13 protein-coding genes and 1 tRNA gene are annotated in these 13,908 nt (G+C 40.4%); all 14 read right to left on the reverse strand.

What is annotated here, in order from left to right; translation table 11 throughout:
* Positions 1 to 13: 13 nt before the first annotated feature.
* A complete protein-coding gene (locus tag ABD006_RS16050) occupies positions 14 to 820 on the reverse strand; it encodes a PTS mannose/fructose/sorbose transporter subunit IIC (protein WP_343843236.1) in 807 nt (268 codons plus the stop codon).
* Between the two features lie 35 nt (positions 821 to 855).
* Complete coding sequence (locus ABD006_RS16055) at positions 856 to 1,827, reverse strand: mannose/fructose/sorbose PTS transporter subunit IIA (RefSeq protein WP_343843238.1); 972 nt, start codon at positions 1,825 to 1,827, stop codon at positions 856 to 858.
* Positions 1,828 to 2,304: 477 nt separating this feature from the next.
* Positions 2,305 to 2,679, reverse strand: coding sequence for a DUF956 family protein (locus tag ABD006_RS16060; RefSeq protein ID WP_343843240.1), 375 nt, complete (start codon positions 2,677 to 2,679; stop codon positions 2,305 to 2,307).
* Between the two features lie 76 nt (positions 2,680 to 2,755).
* On the reverse strand, positions 2,756 to 3,235 hold the full coding sequence (gene rlmH / locus ABD006_RS16065; protein WP_343843242.1) for a 23S rRNA (pseudouridine(1915)-N(3))-methyltransferase RlmH: 480 nt from the start codon (positions 3,233 to 3,235) through the stop codon (positions 2,756 to 2,758).
* A 449-nt stretch (positions 3,236 to 3,684) separates the two neighbouring features.
* On the reverse strand, positions 3,685 to 4,899 hold the full coding sequence (locus ABD006_RS16070) for a S1C family serine protease (protein ID WP_343843244.1): 1,215 nt from the start codon (positions 4,897 to 4,899) through the stop codon (positions 3,685 to 3,687).
* 114 nt (positions 4,900 to 5,013) lie between these two features.
* Complete coding sequence (locus tag ABD006_RS16075; RefSeq protein ID WP_343843247.1) at positions 5,014 to 5,811, reverse strand: MBL fold metallo-hydrolase; 798 nt, start codon at positions 5,809 to 5,811, stop codon at positions 5,014 to 5,016.
* Complete coding sequence (locus ABD006_RS16080; protein ID WP_343843250.1) at positions 5,808 to 6,656, reverse strand: two-component system regulatory protein YycI; 849 nt, start codon at positions 6,654 to 6,656, stop codon at positions 5,808 to 5,810. Before ABD006_RS16080 ends, ABD006_RS16075 begins: the two co-directional genes overlap by 4 nt.
* Positions 6,653 to 7,984 (reverse strand): YycH family regulatory protein, encoded by a 1,332-nt coding sequence (locus tag ABD006_RS16085; RefSeq protein WP_343843252.1) that lies wholly within the window; start codon positions 7,982 to 7,984, stop codon positions 6,653 to 6,655. Before ABD006_RS16085 ends, ABD006_RS16080 begins: the two co-directional genes overlap by 4 nt.
* Complete coding sequence (gene walK / locus ABD006_RS16090; RefSeq protein ID WP_343843255.1) at positions 7,984 to 9,819, reverse strand: cell wall metabolism sensor histidine kinase WalK; 1,836 nt, start codon at positions 9,817 to 9,819, stop codon at positions 7,984 to 7,986. Before walK ends, ABD006_RS16085 begins: the two co-directional genes overlap by 1 nt.
* Before the next feature lie 6 nt (positions 9,820 to 9,825).
* A complete protein-coding gene (yycF, locus tag ABD006_RS16095; protein ID WP_343843258.1) occupies positions 9,826 to 10,533 on the reverse strand; it encodes a response regulator YycF in 708 nt (235 codons plus the stop codon).
* A 341-nt stretch (positions 10,534 to 10,874) separates the two neighbouring features.
* A complete protein-coding gene (locus tag ABD006_RS16100; RefSeq protein WP_343843261.1) occupies positions 10,875 to 12,398 on the reverse strand; it encodes a peptidoglycan DD-metalloendopeptidase family protein in 1,524 nt (507 codons plus the stop codon).
* 305 nt (positions 12,399 to 12,703) lie between these two features.
* Positions 12,704 to 12,776, reverse strand: a tRNA-Phe gene (locus ABD006_RS16105).
* A 65-nt stretch (positions 12,777 to 12,841) separates the two neighbouring features.
* Positions 12,842 to 13,501, reverse strand: coding sequence for a hypothetical protein (locus tag ABD006_RS16110; protein ID WP_343843265.1), 660 nt, complete (start codon positions 13,499 to 13,501; stop codon positions 12,842 to 12,844).
* 90 nt (positions 13,502 to 13,591) lie between these two features.
* Positions 13,592 to 13,822, reverse strand: a complete 231-nt coding sequence (locus ABD006_RS16115) for a hypothetical protein (RefSeq protein ID WP_343843268.1) — start codon at positions 13,820 to 13,822, stop codon at positions 13,592 to 13,594.
* Positions 13,823 to 13,908: the final 86 nt, after the last annotated feature.

A 13,908-nucleotide genomic window follows, 5' to 3' on the forward strand; every position in this document is an offset into this window, starting at 1 on the left:
GTTCTCCTCCTTCTTAGTAAGAATCTATAATGTCGCCAATCGGGTCACCTGTGTTTCCGTTCCCACCATTACCTGACCCGCCTTGCTTGGAAAGAGCTAAATAAATAAGTGCCAGCGATACACCGATAATACCTAGTCCCATCAAAGTAATTTCTGTAATGGTCGCTAATACGAAACCGATAGCAAAGAATGGCCATACTTCTTTTGTAGCCATCATGTTAATAACCATTGCATAACCAACAGCTACGACCATTCCTCCGCCGATCGCCAAACCGTCTGTCAGCCAGGATGGCATAGATTCAAGCAGGTTTCTTACCGGACTTGCACCAATAGCGATAATTAATGCAGCTGGGATGGCAATACGTAAACCTTGCATAATAATAGCGATGATATGCCAAAATTCAATGGTTCTGATTTTACCTTCTTTTGCTGCAGCATCCATTAAATGGGCCAATCCAGTTGCAATCGTACGAACGATGATGGTTAATAACAAACCTGCAACCGCAAGTGGAACAGCAATCGCAATTGCAGACGAAACACCGGCTTCACCTTGTCCACTTAAAACTAATATGATTGCAGAGGCAACTGATGCTAACGCTGCATCCGGTGCTACGGCTGCTCCGATATTTGCCCAGCCTAAAGCGATCATTTGCAGGGTACCACCTAAGATAAGGGATGGCCCTAAGTTTCCTGTTACTAAGCCGATTAATGTACAAGCAATAATTGGCTGGTGAAAATGAAATTCATCCAAGATCCCTTCCACACCAGCTAAAAATGCTATGATAATAACTAATATGATTTGAATAATCGTCAAATCCATGATGATTAATCCTCCTTTTTCTCTGATAAATAGGATTAGTTCTGTTTATTTAATTCTTCTTGCGCCCTCTTGATAATATCGTCCATATCTCCTTTTTGATCGGCTGGAACTTTACGCACATCAAAATCCACACCCAATTCTTTTAACTTGGCGAACGTATCAATGTCATCCTGGTTAAAGGCCAACACCTTATTCGGCTGAACTTTACCCGTGGAGTGTGACATTGAGCCAACGTTGATGGTCTCCAGTGGAACTCCACCTTCAACCGCTCTGAGTACATCCTGTGGATTTTCAAAAAGTAGTAAGGCGCGTTGACCGCCAAAGTGCTGATCATCCTTAGCAAGTTCAACCATTTTATGGATGGGAACCACGTGTGCCTTCACATTTGAAGGAGCGGCCTGTTGAATTAATTTTTTACGAAGCTCATCCTGCGCCACCTCATCAGATACCACGATGATACGTGTCGGGTTTGTAGCTTTTGTCCAGCTTGTCGCTACTTGTCCATGAAGCAAACGAGAATCGATACGTGCTAAAACGTATTCAAATTTACCAGGAGCACCTGCACTTCCCTGTTGAGCCGCCGGTGTTGCAGATGATTCTGCCGGTTCCAATTCTTCAGGACTTACTTTAACTGCGTCTTTGGCTGTATCCAAAATACTTGCTGCAATTTCATGTGCTGTGTTCATAGAGAAACGCGATGCAAAAGCTTCAATTAACATCGGTAAGTTCAAACCAGCAACAATGGCCCACTGGTCTTTGTGTTCCTCAATCAAGCTGCTGGCCTGATTAAAAGGAGTCCCACCCCAAAGATCGACTAAGAATAATACCTCATCCTGGTTGTCGAAAGAGGCAACTGCTTTTTCCATTTTTGCCTTAACGTCATCTGGTCCTTCACTTGGCATCAATGTAACAGCCTTTACATTTTCTTGTTCTCCAAAGATCATCCCTGCAGATTGCAAGATACCCTCGGCAAATTCACCGTGACTGGCAATGATAATTCCTACCATTTTTTAACCTCCTTTTATAATAATTACTGCTTAAATAAAGATGGAAAACTCCTAAAAGTTCACTTTATTTAAAGCGCTCACAATTTCACAAAAATAAAAACATGAGGAAGGTTGATTAAATGAAGGTATGGTGTAAACTCTTCTGAAGTCGTTTCTACCACAACCTTTTCTCATGCCTAATCTAATCAATAACATGTGTTTCATATTTTACTATTTTAATATTGCTTTGCAAGCGCTGTAAATATAGTGTTATATACCATCCATATTAACTTTAAGTGAGTATCCGTTAGTATTATAGCACATTATTCGTTATTGTGAAGGAAAAAATTATTGGTATTTATCTACAATTAAGTGACATCGTCCGTTATCGTTTTACATATATGCTCTATCAGAATAACATTTCTGAACCTTTAGTATAATTAAATAAATAGAGCATCAACAAAAAAAGACAAGATCCATCTTGTCTTATATGCAAAACTATTCCTTTTTAAATTTACTCTTCAGACCGCGTTTAATGACATCAAAGAAGCTTAAGGATCGGACCATACGATTCGGTTCAACATATTCACGAATCGCTCGAAAAACTTTTTTTGGATCTTTAGAAGAGAAAGTAAACGTTCCATTCCGCTTCGTCTGGATAGCATAACGCGGAATCCATTTCCCTTTGAACAGGACTGAAGCAATGACATAATCAACTTCCTCCCAGGGAATCTGTATATATTTACGAGGATCACGTTTATTGTAGAATTCAAATCCCTTGTCTCCAATCATGATCTTCCCATAGTCTGAAATCCTTATATGTGAGGTTGCATCAATAACTAAATCGACTTTTGTATTGATTGATTGGACCATCTAACCTACCTCATTTCATTCTTTACTACTTTTTATTATACACGTTTTATTATTTTAAGCATACCTCAGATTGCCTCTATTTATGATAAGGCTCATTCCTGAGAATCTTAAAAGCCCGATACACCTGCTCCAGCAATATCAATCGCATCAGCTGATGTGGAAACGTCATTTTTGAAAAAGAAAGCGCCATATCACTCCGCTCCATTACTTCCTCACTCAATCCCAGCGATCCACCAATAACAAAGGCGATTTTACTTTTTCCATACGTCGTAAGTTCATCGATCTTTTGGGAGAGCTGTTCAGAGGTCAGCTGTTTTCCCTTAATTTCTAAAGTAAATACATATGTATCTGTGGATATCTTGTTTAAAATTCGCTGGCCTTCCTTTCGTTTTACTTCCTCCTCTTCTGCAGCACTCAGATTTTCCGGTGCTTTTTCATCCGGCAGCTCTACAATTTCTATATTTGTATAAGGACCCAGTCGCTTCGTGTATTCTGCAATTCCCTGTTTTAAGTACTTTTCTTTTAGCTTTCCCACTGTAATCAGGCTGATTTTCATGTTTTCCATTAACTCCTTTTTAAACCGTATCCGTTATCCTAGCATAAAGCGAAACTTCCATCCGTGGGGTATTTTCGCCAGTTCTTGGATGATAAATTTTATCCACCAGCTTGTCCACATCCCCTGTGCAAAATCCAACTGTACACAGGATTTTAACAGAAAACACAAGTTATGCACAATCTTATCCACATATGCACATGCGTTTGCCTGTTATTTTGTGTGCGAATATATGTTTCCTACAAAATATGCTCGGTTTTCAACAAGTTATGCACATTTTGTTGATAAGTTCGTTAAAACTGTGCATAACTGCTCTTTGTTGTTTGGTTTGTCGGGTTATCATCAGGCATTTCGATGTTGCTGGGCTAAAATCTCCAAGCCACCTGTTCTTAAAGTTTTGCTTCAAACGATACCTAAACAAAAAGCAGGGATATCCACATCCCTGCTTTTTGTTAGAAGTCCTGCGCAGATAAGGTCATGGTTGTCGTTTGCTTCTTACCATTACGGTAGAAGGTGATTTCCATTTTCTCACCTGGCTGTTTCTCCTGATAAATATGTTTTCGTAAATCGATGACATTGGTGACCTGTTGTCCATCCAAGGCTACGATGACATCATATTCCTGTAATCCGGCCTGTTCGGCTGGAGACATCGGTTCAATTCCTCCAACAACAGCTCCACCACTTACGTCATTTGGCAGCTGTAATTCAGATTGCCAGTAATAGCTTGGAATCTCTGATAAAGAACGGATGGTGACACCCATATATGGACGGGTGATTTTTCCGTCATCCTCGAGATCCTCAATAATTGGCTTGGCAGAGTCAATCGGGATGGCAAAACCGATTCCTTCTACAGCTGACTGGGCAATTTTCATCGAATTAATGCCGATCAGCTGTCCATCCATATTAATGAGTGCGCCGCCTGAGTTTCCTGGATTAATGGCCGCATCGGTCTGAATAACCTCAGCATTCCAGTCAGGAGTTCCATCCCCGTTAAAATCCTGAGGGACAATACGTTCTTTCCCACTGATAATCCCCTGGGTAACAGAACCGGAAAATTCAAGCCCCAGTGGGTTTCCTATCGCTAAAACGGGTTCACCAACCTTCAAGTTTTCTGAGTGACCCAGCTCAATCGGATGATCATCGACCTTTTCGGCATCAACCCTAAGAACAGCCAAATCATTATATAAGTCACTTCCCAGTAATTGAGCACTGATTCGTTCACCATCAGCCAGGGAAACTTCCACTTCACTCGATCCCTGAACCACGTGGTGATTGGTCACGACATAGGCATATTCGTTGGTCTTTTTATAAATTACACCTGAGCCTGTTCCTGATTCGGTCCCCTGTTCCATCCAGAATTCAGAACCGCTGATATTCACAACCCCTACAACGGCATTCGATACATTCTGAACAATGTCCGTAACCCTCGTCTGAATGTCCACATTTACCGATTGGGTGAGTCCTGAATCCTCTCCATTATCTCCCTGTGTCAGTTCCTGATTGGCTTCATCAATATCATAAGGCAATAAATTCGCATTGATAAGAGTTGGTAATGCAAGAACAACGAGCAAAGCACCAATGATAAATCCCACTCCGGTTGGGATCAGCCAATTTCTCTTCTCTTTTTTCGGCCTTCGATTTAAAGCATGATCATCATAGTACCCCATTCTTCTCACCTGGCCTTTCGAAAGTCAATCTCTCATTATGAATACGTATGAAGAAAAGGAAGGGATGCATACATTTTCTATTTTCTTCTTCTTTTTAAAAATTAAACCTAACACCTAACCCACCTGGTAAACGGGTGTAGGATTTTTAGGATCCGTATCATGCAGTTCAATGGTTTTTCCTACCTCAAAGCCACGTTCCTTTAAAATCTGTGAAACCGACATTCTGGCTAAATCCTTCATATTATTATCCTGACTTAAGTGTGCCAAATAAACACGCTTCGTACGATTACCAAGAATATCTGTTAAAGCCAGAGCAGAATCTTCATTGGAAACATGTCCCTCGTCCCCTAAAATTCTGCGTTTAATATTCCATGGATATCTTCCCATTCTGAGCATTTCTATATCATGATTGGCTTCAAAAATATAGGCATCCGCATCTTCAACCGTTTTTTTGATTCGTTCTGATACGTAGCCTGTATCGGTTACCAGAGCCACCTTTTTTCCATTATGATGAAAGACGAAAAACATGGGCTCTGCAGCATCATGTGAAACGCCAAAGGTCTGAACATCCAAATCTCCGAAAACTTTGGTCGACTCCAAATCAAATGTGAACTTCTGATCCAGTTTTATATCACCAATTTTCCCTTCCATAGCCTTCCACGTCTTTTCATTTGCATAAATGGGCAACCGGTACCTCCTCGCCATAATCCCAAGTCCGTGGATATGGTCCCGATGCTCATGGGTCACCAGAATACCATCAAGCTCTTCAGGATTTGTTTGAATGTCCGCAAATAATCGTTCCATCTGCTTTCCGCTTAAACCTGCATCGACTAATAATTTCTGCTGATCTGTTCCAATATAAAAAGCATTCCCCGTACTGCCGGATGCCAATACGCTAAATTCTAACGTCAATCCTCGTCACTCCCTGTATCTCTCTGTCTAATCGTTTCCACGTTGTTTTTTACTTCCTCAATAAACTCTTCCTCATCTCTGGAAATACTCTGTGCATCAATGGCATTTACGAAATAGGTTTTTTCCTTGTTAATCGTGATTTCCCATGTCGGTACAAATACCTGAATACCATTATCAAGAGGCACTAATGTATGGAAGCCTAATTGCATGTTTGAAATTCTATCTCCGGTATAAAGATGGTTATTCCTGATTAGGCTCCTGAGCGTCTCAATGGGCTGACTCATTTCTTTTTCTTCCCCAAGTTCAATATTGGTCAGCCTTGTCTGCGCATAATATTCGACTTCATGGTCCTTATTTAAAAACACCATCAGCATACCCGCTTTGTTAAAATAGACGGTCTGGTCATTGTAAGACTGGAAGAAAAGCATAATATTATGTTCTTCATTCCAGTTCCAAAAGGTATATTCATCTCCAAATAAAACCATCTGATCCAAAAACATACTTAAGTCATTCCTGGTTGCCTCTTCTGGAACGGATATTGGATTCTCAAATGTGGATACAATCATATCCCCTTCATTGACAACTTCCTGATTATTTAATGACTCCACATCCTTCTCGGTAAACTGATAGCGACCCGCAGATATATAGGCGGCACTTTCTGCTTCGGAAGGTACATTTTCATAACCAATATTCATTCTGGATAATTCGTCCTCAATAGACGATATTTCCTGGTTTGGAAGCGCCTGTGGTTCACTGTTTTTTTTATTTAAATACTGTGTAACTAAAAAAGTGTCCAGTACAAGGAAACATATAATAAAAATGGATTTAATTTGTCCCCATTTCATGACCGGCTTCCCCCTTGTACATTCAGCATATCTCCATTTTCAGGAACAGGCATCCACCTTCCGTTTGATTTCATAAACCATGCAGGCTCCAGGGTTATGATATCAGATGAATACCCTTCCTCCTCATTACTCATGGTATAAACCATTTGAATATCCTCAATCGTCTTTTTCGGAACTGTTAGGGGTCCTTCTGCTTCTTCTAACAAATAGATGATATCCTCACCTGAACGAAGCGTAACCGTCTCACTGCCTAATGGGGTTGAAAGCCTCATTAAAGGCCTGATATAGGTGTTTAATTCCCTGTTGATCCACCTTTGCTCAATATGACCGAGTTTGCTCACAACCGGATAACCATTAAAAAGCATATCAAATGTAACCGTGGAATGTTCACTGTTAATTTCTGCATTTGTCAGCATATAATCCTGCGTCCATCCATCATGGTTGTTAATAAATAAATTGGCTTCTGTTATGAGCTCCTCTCTGGAAAAGCCTGCCCCTGCTTGCGATTGTTCCTCACTTTTTGGATTTACAAAACGCATGTATTTCTGATTCGGAAACACCTGGTATTCCTCCAGCATACGACTTCCATCAATATACCTGCCGCCGCTGGTTTCACGGACGTAACTGGTGACTGGAAACAGGTTGTTAATTAAGGGTGCAACGGCTATGGAGCTGGTTGTATACGTTTGTTTGGATAACACCGTTTCATTTTCCGGTAAATAAATCACCCGGTCATTCAGTTCATAGGCCACAAGCTCACTCAGGGCATCCTCTGACTGTGTATGATTTACCAGGGCTGTATACGACTCAGGATTCTGGACCTCTGCATTAAAGGTCTGTTCATGCTGTGTGGATCGAAATGAAAGAGTAATACTGTCTGAATCATGATTAGGAATTAAAACCAATTGATTAAAGGCCCAGTCCGGAAGGGAAGCATTCCTGTTCTCCTCAGGAAATTGCATCAGATTAGGTAACAGATTCAATGGAATTTCTACAGGATAAATCATTTCTACATAAGATGCCCCCGGATCTTGTGCGTTTGCCACCTGATTAGATAAGCTAACGTTCCATTCCTGTATGTCCTGATAAAAGTTGAGCTGATCCGTCCTGTTTTTCAGCTGATAGGACTGGTTCTGCTGATGAAATACCATCTGGGAAGGCAGGATAACCTCGTTTAACTCCGCATCCTTTCCATTTATGGAAATTTGTTTGGTGGTCGCCTCATTAATTTCTTCGTAGTTTGAATAATTCCATATACTCAGGGTTAAAACCATGCTCACGACCACCAGAATGGCCAGGATTCCTGATTTAATACTCTCTAAATTCATTATGCATCACCCCGTTTCTGATGCATTACAGGTAAAGTAATGGTAATGGATGTTCCTTGGCCTTCCTTACTATTAGCCCATATTTTTCCATCATGGGCTTCAATCATTTCCCTGGCAATAGCGAGTCCCAAGCCGGTACCTCCCAGTTTTCGTGATCTCGCCTTATCCACTCGATAAAAGCGATCAAATATACGGTCGACTTGATCAGATGGGATTCCGACACCCTGATCTGTCACCGTAACGTTCAGCATTTTGCCTTTGACATCCACTTTACAGGTGATGGTTCCCCCATCAGGAGAATACTTAATCGCATTGGAAAGAACATTATATAAAACCTGGGTCATTTTATCTTTATCAATCCATACCCAATGCGGCTTGTCCGGTAACTGACGCTCGAAGGATAAGTCCTGCTCATACTTGTTCATTTCAAACCGGTCGATAATGCTATGGAAGAAATCTGTAAAATCCACTCTTTCTTTTCGCAAGTAGTTTTCTTCATTATCAAGCTTGGATAACTGTAACAGATCATTTACCAGGCGAATCATCCGCTCCGTTTCATTTTGTGTGACCCCTAAAAATTTAGGAGCAATATCAGGGTTCTTCCAGGTATCCCCGTCCGTTAGTGCCTCTAAATAGCTGCGCATCGTTGTCAGAGGGGTTCGTAATTCATGAGATACATTGGCTACAAATTCTCTTCTTTCCTGCTCAATCCGCTCTTCCTCTGTGACATCATTTAATACCGTAATAAAGCCGCTGACCCTTTCATGTTCATCATAAATGCCTGAAAAGGTAGCTTTAATCAGTAATTCTTTATGATCATTACTAAAATCAATCAGAACCGGCTCACGACTCGTTATATCCGAAACAGCCGTGAACTCCTCCTCTATCCCGAGAAGAGACAGGATGTTTTGCCCTTCAATTTTTCCAAAGCTTTGGCCGATAAACTCTTCTGCACGCTCATTCATTAAAATAATTTTTCCTTCACTATTACTGGCAATAACCCCTTCATTCATGTTTGATAAAACAGAGGTCAGCTTCCGACGTTCATCCTCTGTTACAGCATAGGATTCTTTCAATCGTTCGGTCATATGATTAAAGGAATTCGCCAGCTGTCCAATCTCATCCATGGCGTAAACATTTACCTTTTTGGTGAAGTTTCCACCGGCAACTACATTGGCCTGTTTTCTCATCTCAGAAATCGGTCTGGTAATCGTACGTGAGACGAGAATTCCGATCACAACAGTAATGGACAAAGCAATTAAAGTTCCGTTCATAAAGATTTTGGTAATGTTTTCGAGCTGATTAAAGACCTCTTCCATACTCGCTTCAACAAATACAGCCCCTACAATTTCATCGGATTGATTAAAGACGGGAATAGTATTGACTAACGTTCGAGTGCCCGTTTCCGGATCATAGGTTTTTCGATACGGCAGCTGGGTCTGAAAGGAAAACAGCCTTTGGACATCCTCGCGTGTTGTAATCTTCCCGATAATATTCTCATTAAACTGGCTGGTGGTACCGATAATGCGCATCTCGCTGTCAATGACCTGCAGCTCTGTAATATCCTGAGAATCAAATTCCGATAAAATCGTCTGAACCTCCTGCTGAAGGGTGGGATCTCCTTCTGTTCTCTCTTTTGTAAAAGCCTCCTCCAGGCTGTAAGTCAGTAATTGGATTCGGTTCTCAATTGAGCTTTTAAAATTTGACTCCATGTTCCTTTCGAGCTCTGTATCGAAATAAACCCCAATGAGTTCAATGGTAATCAGCAATAGAAATATATAAACGAGAATGATTTTGAACCCAACGGATTGAAAAAAGCTTACTTTGTTTTTCATAACACATTACTCCTGGTCAGGATTACGTAAATAATAGCCCACACCTCTGCGTGTAACGATCCACATCGGACTGCTTGGGTTTTCCTCTATCTTCTCCCGCAATCTTCGGACAGTCACATCTACTGTACGCACATCACCATAGTAGTCATAGCCCCAGACGGTCTCCAGTAAATGCTCCCGTGTCATGACCTGTCCAATATGACGGGCCAGATAATAAAGCAATTCAAATTCACGGTGGGTCAGCTCAATCTCTTCTCCATCTCTGGTGACTGTATAGGCATCCGGATGAATGACCAGCTTGCCGATTTGAATATTCTGGTGATCACCGGGACGCTGATCCTCTCCCCCCTGTTTGTGTCGGCGGAGGTTGGCTTTGACTCTGGCAATTAATTCCCGGTTGCTAAAGGGCTTCGTCACGTAATCGTCAGCCCCAAGTTCAAGACCGAGGACCTTATCAATTTCTGAATCCTTTGCTGTCAGCATGATAATCGGCATGTTAAGGGTCTTTCGAAGCTCACGGCAAACTTCCATTCCGTCCTTATTGGGAAGCATGATATCAAGTAAAACGAGATCCGGATTCTCCTCCTGTGTAACCTTAATGGCTTCATCACCATCATACGCACAGACTACTGTATACCCTTCTTTCTCAAGATTAAATTGCAGGATATCTGCAATGGGCTTCTCATCATCAACAACCACAATTTTCTGACTCAAGCTTTTCACATCCTTTTTTCAATTTTAAACGATCCAATCTACTTCTATTTTACATTCTATCGTAAATTCTATAAAAAGTCTTTCTGCACAAAAAAACAAACAAATTGCTTTTTTTATAAAGTGAAACTTCCATCAGTGGGGGTTTTCTCCATTCCCCACTGATGGTTAGTTGAACTTATCAGGTCTTTACTGGCCGTTTATCCCCCACTTCGTCTTGTTGGGGTACCCTCAAAACTTGAAGTGGGGGTATTACGGCCAGTTCATACGTGATAATTTCGCGGATAACAAGAAAACTAGCAGAGTAATTGTTTTTATAAATTACTCTGCTAGTTCCTTATTTCTTAATAAAATGACATCGGATTTACATAGGAACCATTTTTCAGGATTTCAAAATGTAAGTGAACACCTGTTGAGTAACCTGTAGTTCCCATGACCCCTATTGCCTGCCCTTTCTTAACGGATTGACCACTGCTGACCCGAATCGATGCTAAATGATTGTAGGTCGTTTTGTATCCATTTCCATGGTTAATGACAACCCGATTTCCGTAGCCATTACTCTGATAGCCTGCAGTGGTCACAACGCCACCATCTGCAGCATAAAGGGTACGGTTGCTTACACCGGAAATATCAATACCACTATGGTAACCCCCGCCTCGAGGGCCCATATAACTGGTAACAATTCCGCCTGCAGCTGGCCATTGAAACTGACCTGACCCTTTACGTGCGGGTCCCGATGCTGATTGGTTAGACGTAGAAGTCTTTGTTCCTTTTAAGACAATCTTATCTACAGGCTCTTTTAAAATTTCTTCATTAATTTTTATTCTCTTTGTAACTTTCCCGTCCTGTTTCACAACTTTATATTGAATTTCTTTTTTCCCTTTTTCACCTTGCTGCTTTACCTTTCTGTCGCCTGCATATAAGGAGGAGGTTTCCTCGTATTCTGTATCATAATCGATGTCTTTTTGTTCGATCTTTTCTTCTACGGTTACAACCTGCACTATAGGCTCCTGTTTTTCAACCTTTACCTCCTGTCCAATTTGCAGAATCTCATCCTCTTCTAAATCAGGATTCAAATCAAGAATTTCATCCATGGACAAGTCGTAATCATTCGCAACGCTTCTTAAAAAATCGCCTTTCTCAATAACATGAACTTTTTCGCTGCTCTTATCCTGTTCCAACAGCTTTAACCCCTGTTCAATCGTTAATAATTCGTTGGGATTGGCCGTTTCTTCTTCAATATGTATTGCCTCTGTTAAAGACAAATCCATCATTACTGACTCACCCGCAGAAAGGGTGCCCTGCTGTTTGTCAGTATTCTTTTTCTGTTTGTCATTACTGGACTTTGTCTTTTCATCTTTTTCGTTCTCCAGCTCTATGTTTAGCAGATTGTTTTCTTTGGCCTGCTTCAGCTGCTCTTCTGAAAGATATTTGGACTGGAATTCTTTCATCAGCTTCTTTACCATTTCTTTTGTTTTGAAATAGCCGATTTCTTCCTCACCTACGACCAGCTTTTGTGCCTTCACATTGAAGGTGATTTTATTCTTCAGCTTGTTAAGTACCTTCTCATTATTAAAAGAAGGCTGAAAGGCAAATTCCGATATGTATGTAATCTCTTCATTCACAGCAAGATTCAGATCATCATCGTAATTCTTCTCTGCCTGTTCGACCTGTTCCTTTAAAAAGGACTCCACGATTTCTTTATCTCCTACCGAACCAAGATGTTCACCTGAGACATATACATGATAGATCTTTGGGAAGGAATCCGTCTCGGCCTGTACTGTGCTTACTGATAACAGCAATGCCATACAGACAAGAAAAATCACCTTGCCATTCAAATGCATCAATCGCTTCTTTTTATATTTCATCGCTACTGTATCCTCCTATAGAGATGGTTTCAATCTGCTATGGTGGTTTTTTTCTACTATTCACAATTATAATACTAATCTACCATAAATCTACTAATAATATAAATAGAATTAGTAGAAATGTAATATACTTGTATAATAGTTGTTAAATTTATACAGTAGTGTGAGAGTATTTGACTTTATTAGCAATCATTCGCAGAAAAGTTTTTTGTTTCGACATGGGAATGTAACAGGTTTATTACAGCTATAAAATAAAAAATCCACCTATTAGCTAAGGGTCTAATAGGTGGATCTATTCGCTATGATGGCTCGGGACGGAATCGAACCGCCGACACACGGATTTTCAGTCCGTTGCTCTACCGACTGAGCTACCGAGCCCTTTATCTGACAACAATGATCATAATATATCATAGATTTAATCAGCAACGCAATCCTTTTTTCCATCACAGCTTCCTAAGTTGATTTCCATGTTTTAAAATAATGTTTACATGACCAGCTGTACCACTTGTCACATGATTATCTATTTCTGAAACATCAATATTTGCTTTTATTTTCACTACTTTATAATTGTTCACTTTAATGGTTTCAGTGTATGGATCACTTTGGCCCAGTAATGAAACCATCTTTGCTTCTTCCTCAAATGGATACTGATCATAGAAATCAATATGAAACGAAACGTCCTTACCACTCAAATTCTCAAATGGAAATTCACACACAGCCTGCATGGTATCGGCGGTTATCATTTCAAAACTGCACTCACTCGCTTCCTGATCGTAGGAAATGGCGTAGATTCCGTCTGCTAATGTTTTTTGATAGGTATCAGCAAGAGCATTGGGCAGAAAGATACCAGCTATGATAGCCATAAGGACAAAACGTGACTGGTACTTTTTTAAGGATTTATAGAACATAAACAGGCTGATGATCAGTAAGAGCAGTGACGTAAGCCCAACATATTGTAAACCATTTACTGTCGCCACTGGAATATTCAATATCGATACGATTTCCTCCCCAAATGGATGTCTATGAGGAAATGGAAAGTTTAAAATCATTGAAGCTATAAACGGTATAAAGGCCATATAGAACAATCTTTTGTTTTCCAGCATGTTTATACCTCCCGAAAAGCCTTAGGGTACTTGCTCATAAGAAAAGGAACCACCTATATATATGGAGCCCTGCCCTAAATAGTAATCCATCTAATTGGACCATAACTCTTTAGCACACTGATAAGCGACTTTTAAAAACAGCACAACTGCAATAACCAGTAAAATTCCCTTAAATAAAAAATCATATAGATATTGTATATAGTCGCCGACAAATGGGAATTCGAAAAGTAGAGGTAAATCCAGACGTGCTATTTTATGAATTCCTAACACCAATAATAAACTAATAATCAGCTTGATTAAACAGGTTTTTAATTGATTCAAAGCCTGTATTCCCTCCTTAGACTTCCTCTTCCAAAACAAAAAGCATATCAATTTATACTACCTATTGATATGCTCATCGCTGATGA

Source organism: Salinibacillus aidingensis (assembly GCF_039522525.1).
Lineage (GTDB): Bacteria > Bacillota > Bacilli > Bacillales > Alkalibacillaceae > Salinibacillus > Salinibacillus aidingensis.